Source organism: Paenimyroides marinum, from assembly GCF_900108395.1.
GTDB classification, from domain to species: Bacteria; Bacteroidota; Bacteroidia; order Flavobacteriales; family Flavobacteriaceae; genus Flavobacterium; species Flavobacterium marinum.
The window spans coordinates 1-3,954 of record NZ_FNXE01000078.1; the positions used below are offsets into that span (position 1 = coordinate 1).

Below are 3,954 nucleotides of genomic sequence, written 5' to 3' on the forward strand. Positions count from 1 at the left end.
TCTGTAATATTGATATCAAAGCATTCGTAATCAGTTCCTATTTTCTGCGCATATACGCTCATATTTGCAAAGAGCAAAAAGAAAAGTATTTTTCTAAGCATAGTTGATTAAATTAATAATAATTTGTTAAACTTAAAAAAAAAAAACAACACAAAAAAAATTTAAAACAAATAATTTAACCCAACGCCTAAAGTATGGCGTGTTTGAAAGCCTTTATATGCATTGTCATCATACAATGCCTGGAATGTTAAATTTGTTGAAATGTATTTATTTACCTTTAAAACAACGTTTAATTGATAGTCAAGGTCTACATTTTGAGGATCTTCTAAATAGTTAGAGTACAGGTTCAAAATATTTTCAACGGTAAAGTTTTCCATTACTTGTAATTTATAATACGCATTTACGGCTGCACCAAATTCAAAACGCATGGTTTTTCCTTGTTCAACACCAAATGATTCTCCAAATTCTGTAAAATGGTCGTGCACAAAAATAAAACGGGCAGTTGCCGGTGCAATGTTTACTTTCAAGTTATCATCTTTTTTCCAAAGCATCCCCGGACCAAATTGCAGATAAGCCGGCGACATAAAGTGTGAGATACGCTCTGTTTCATCATCCGGATTCATACCGGTATCAAATTGTGTTTTAAAATTCACAAAAGCTGAATAGTACCACTCGCCTGTTGCTTTTTTTCCTAATAATGAATTAATTTCTAAACGGTCATCGGTTTTTTTCTGGTCTTCGCCTTTAATTTTATTGATACCGTATGATGCAATAAATTTATTATCCCACGTCCAATCATCTTTTTTGTAGTTGATATCGTAGTTTAACGAACCGTTTATTGCTAAGTTGTTAGATCCACCTGCCTGCCATTGCGAGAAACTTGACTGGCTTCCTAAAATAGCAATGTTTCCTTTCATAACCCAGGTACTGTCTGTTTTTACCTCAGTATCCTGAGCGTAGAAAAACTGTGTGGATAAAACCGCACATAAAAGTAAAATCTTTTTCATAGTCTATTTTTTTTATTTCTCTTCTATTTTTTTTGTTTAAAAATGGGAACTGCCGAACAGGCTTCGCCAAACATTATCGATCGTGCATGGTTCATCATTTTTTGGGTTGCCATTACATAAGCTTCTTCCGGAATTGGTTTTTTAGAACATCCTTTTATAATTACAGGCTGGTTTTGATAAACCGAAAAATCTAATGTATCTATTAACTGTTGATAATACGTTACAATTAAATTGTGTTTAGAGCCCTGAACGATTTTTTTTGCAAATGGCTGCACGTATGTGGCTACCAACATCAATGTCCACGATGGCAAAATAGCGTCGGTTAAACAGCTTATTGCTACTAATTTATTCTGATAAATTGAAAAATCAAAATTTTTCAATGCATTTCTAAAATCTTTTTCTTTTAGGATGAAGCCTTCAAACAACCATTGCGAAATATCTAAAACCACTAATTCTTCGGCAGGATAATAATCTTCTAAGTCGAAAATCATCAAGCTGCTTTGTGCTACTTTATTTACAATTTCGTTTTCCATTATAACATTCCCAATTCCAATTTAGCTTCTTCACTCATCATATCTTTGTCCCAGGGCGGATCAAACGTCAGTTCAATTTCTACATCGTTTACGCTATTTATTGAACCTACTTTTTCTTTTACTTCCATTGGCAATGTTTCTGCCACCGGACAATTTGGCGATGTAAGCGTCATTAAAATTTTTACATCGCGGCTTTCATTTACAAAAACGTCATAAATCAGACCTAATTCGTAAATATCTACCGGTATTTCCGGATCAAAAATCGTTTTTAGAACTTTGACGATGTTCTCGCCTAATTCGTTCATATCTATTTGTTCTTCCATAGTATTAGTTGGCTTGAAGGGCGATTGCATATAATTTTATTTGTTTTAACATAGATACCAATCCGTTGGCACGCGTGGGCGATAAGTGTTCTTTCAGACCAATCTCATCGATAAAAGAGGTGTCGGCATTCATTACGTCCACCGCTTTTTGGTTAGAAAAAGTTCTGATGAGCACGGCAATGATCCCTTTGGTAAGAATGGCATCACTGTCGGCTGTAAACACAATATTCTCACCTTGCTTTTCGGCATGAAGCCAAACTTGTGACTGGCACCCGCGGATTAAGTTCTCCTCTACCTTATATTTTTCTTCTATTAAAGGTAATGATTTTCCTAATTCAATGATGTATTCATAGCGTTGCATCCAATCATCGAATAGTGCAAATTCATCAACTATTTCTTCCTGTATTTCTTTAATTGTCATTTGTTCTTGTTTAACGTTTTTTTTGTTTAAGGTTTAAGGTTTTTGAGACTTTCGACATTTGACTTTAAGACTTTCCGTACTATTGCAACATCATTTGTGCTTTTTTCAATGCTTCAATCATTAAATCGATTTCTTCTTTGGTGTTGTAAAACGCAAACGATGCCCGAATGGTGCCCGGAATATCGAAATAATTCATAATGGGCTGTGCACAGTGATGTCCGGTACGAACGGCGATGCCTAATTTATCGATAATTGCGCCTACATCATACGGATGCAATCCTTTAAAATTAAACGAAATTACCGATGCTTTTTCTTTTACCGTTCCGTAAAATTGAATGTTTTCTAATTCAGACAATTGTTTGGTGGCATATTGTAACAATTCTTGCTCATAAGCGGCAATGTTATCAAAACCAATTTCGTTTAAATAATCAATAGCAACGCCTAAAACAATTCCGCCAGCTATGTTGGGTGTACCGGCTTCAAATTTGTGCGGTAAACACGCATAAGTTGTTTTTTCAAACGTAACCTCTTTAATCATTTCACCACCACCCTGGTACGGAGGAATTTTGTTTAACCATTCTTCTTTTCCATACAGAACCCCGGTGCCTGTTGGTCCGCAAATTTTGTGTCCTGAAAAAACGTAAAATTCACAATCTAACTCTTGTACGTCTGGTTTTAAATGGGGGGTTGCCTGTGCTCCATCAATTAAAACGGCAGCACCAACCTGATGTGCTTTTTCAATGATGAATTTCACCGGATTTATTACACCTAATGCGTTAGAGATGTGATTTACCGCTACCACTTGGGTTTTTTCTGATAAAAGCTGTTGATAAGCATCAATATTCAAAGAACCATCGCCCAACATGGGAATTACTTTTAAAACCGCACCTGAACGTTGACAAGCAAATTGCCAGGGAACAATGTTAGAATGATGCTCTAAATGTGAAACAATGATTTCATCGCCGGGTTTCAAAATTTGAGCAAAACCGTTTGCTACCAGATTAATTCCAAAGGTAGTTCCGGAGGTAAACAACACTTCAAAACTGTTTTTTGCATTGATGTGCTTTTGGATTTTTATACGGGCTTCTTCGTAAGCATCGGTTGCTACCTGGCTTAAATGATGTACGCCACGGTGAATATTTGCATTGATCTCACTGTAATATTTCACCTCGGCATCAATTACTTTTTTAGGTTTTTGCGAGGTAGCTGCGTTATCAAAATACACCAAAGGTTTTCCGTTTACCTGTTGGTTAAGTATGGGAAAATCTTTACGTATTTTAGTTATATCGAACTTCATAGGAATTTCAAAAAAATTTATACAAAGGTACGAATATTAAATTACATTGTTGTCCGATAAAAAGGAAGCCAACTTAATGGCTTCCTAAAAACATCGTAAATTTGTGTTGCAAAACTTAAAATACGATGAGTAAAAGTAATCATTTTTCGACAAAATCCGTTTTCGGACAGCTGATTTCATTAATTGACGATTCGATGATAAAAAGAGAAGTGAAAAAATGCGATTCCGATCGTTATACAAAGCGATTTACAACAAAAGATCACTTGATAAGTATGCTCTTTTGTTCGTTTTCAAAGTGCACTTCCTTACGGGAAATATCGGGAGCAATGCTTGGTCTGTCTGGAAAAACGGCAGGATTCCAGTTAAATCATAT

6 protein-coding genes are annotated in these 3,954 nt (G+C 35.4%); 1 reads left to right on the forward strand and 5 read right to left on the reverse strand.

All coding sequences use genetic code 11. The features are described 5' to 3' along the window. Nucleotides 1–161 precede the first annotated feature (161 nt). From BLW20_RS14275 to BLW20_RS14295, 5 genes are all read right to left on the reverse strand, one after another. Nucleotides 162–1,007 carry a DUF3078 domain-containing protein gene (locus tag BLW20_RS14275; RefSeq protein ID WP_091102877.1) on the reverse strand — a complete coding sequence of 282 codons (846 nt, stop codon included), beginning with the start codon at nucleotides 1,005–1,007 and terminating at the stop codon, nucleotides 162–164. A gap of 23 nt (nucleotides 1,008–1,030) precedes the next feature. After that, nucleotides 1,031–1,540, reverse strand: coding sequence for a DUF2480 family protein (locus tag BLW20_RS14280; protein ID WP_091102880.1), 510 nt, complete (start codon nucleotides 1,538–1,540; stop codon nucleotides 1,031–1,033). Beyond that, on the reverse strand, nucleotides 1,540–1,863 hold the full coding sequence (locus BLW20_RS14285; RefSeq protein WP_091102883.1) for an SUF system Fe-S cluster assembly protein: 324 nt from the start codon (nucleotides 1,861–1,863) through the stop codon (nucleotides 1,540–1,542). Before BLW20_RS14285 ends, BLW20_RS14280 begins: the two co-directional genes overlap by 1 nt. A gap of 4 nt (nucleotides 1,864–1,867) precedes the next feature. Continuing rightward, complete coding sequence (locus BLW20_RS14290; RefSeq protein WP_091102886.1) at nucleotides 1,868–2,284, reverse strand: SufE family protein; 417 nt, start codon at nucleotides 2,282–2,284, stop codon at nucleotides 1,868–1,870. 79 nt (nucleotides 2,285–2,363) lie between these two features. Continuing rightward, nucleotides 2,364–3,581, reverse strand: coding sequence for an aminotransferase class V-fold PLP-dependent enzyme (locus BLW20_RS14295; protein ID WP_091102889.1), 1,218 nt, complete (start codon nucleotides 3,579–3,581; stop codon nucleotides 2,364–2,366). A 125-nt stretch (nucleotides 3,582–3,706) separates the two neighbouring features. Here BLW20_RS14295 and BLW20_RS14300 point away from each other — a divergent pair. Beyond that, the coding region (locus BLW20_RS14300) for a DUF4372 domain-containing protein (protein WP_143037828.1) at nucleotides 3,707–3,954 on the forward strand (248 nt) is incomplete at its 3' end.

Bases quoted from the DNA above. Each gene is read 5' to 3' on its own strand.
- BLW20_RS14275 (WP_091102877.1), bottom strand. From the start codon at position 1,007: ATGAAAAAGATTTTACTTTTATGTGCGGTTTTATCCACACAGTTTTTC.
- BLW20_RS14280 (WP_091102880.1), bottom strand. From the start codon at position 1,540: ATGGAAAACGAAATTGTAAATAAAGTAGCACAAAGCAGCTTGATGATT.
- BLW20_RS14285 (WP_091102883.1), bottom strand. From the start codon at position 1,863: ATGGAAGAACAAATAGATATGAACGAATTAGGCGAGAACATCGTCAAA.
- BLW20_RS14290 (WP_091102886.1), bottom strand. From the start codon at position 2,284: ATGACAATTAAAGAAATACAGGAAGAAATAGTTGATGAATTTGCACTA.
- BLW20_RS14295 (WP_091102889.1), bottom strand. From the start codon at position 3,581: ATGAAGTTCGATATAACTAAAATACGTAAAGATTTTCCCATACTTAAC.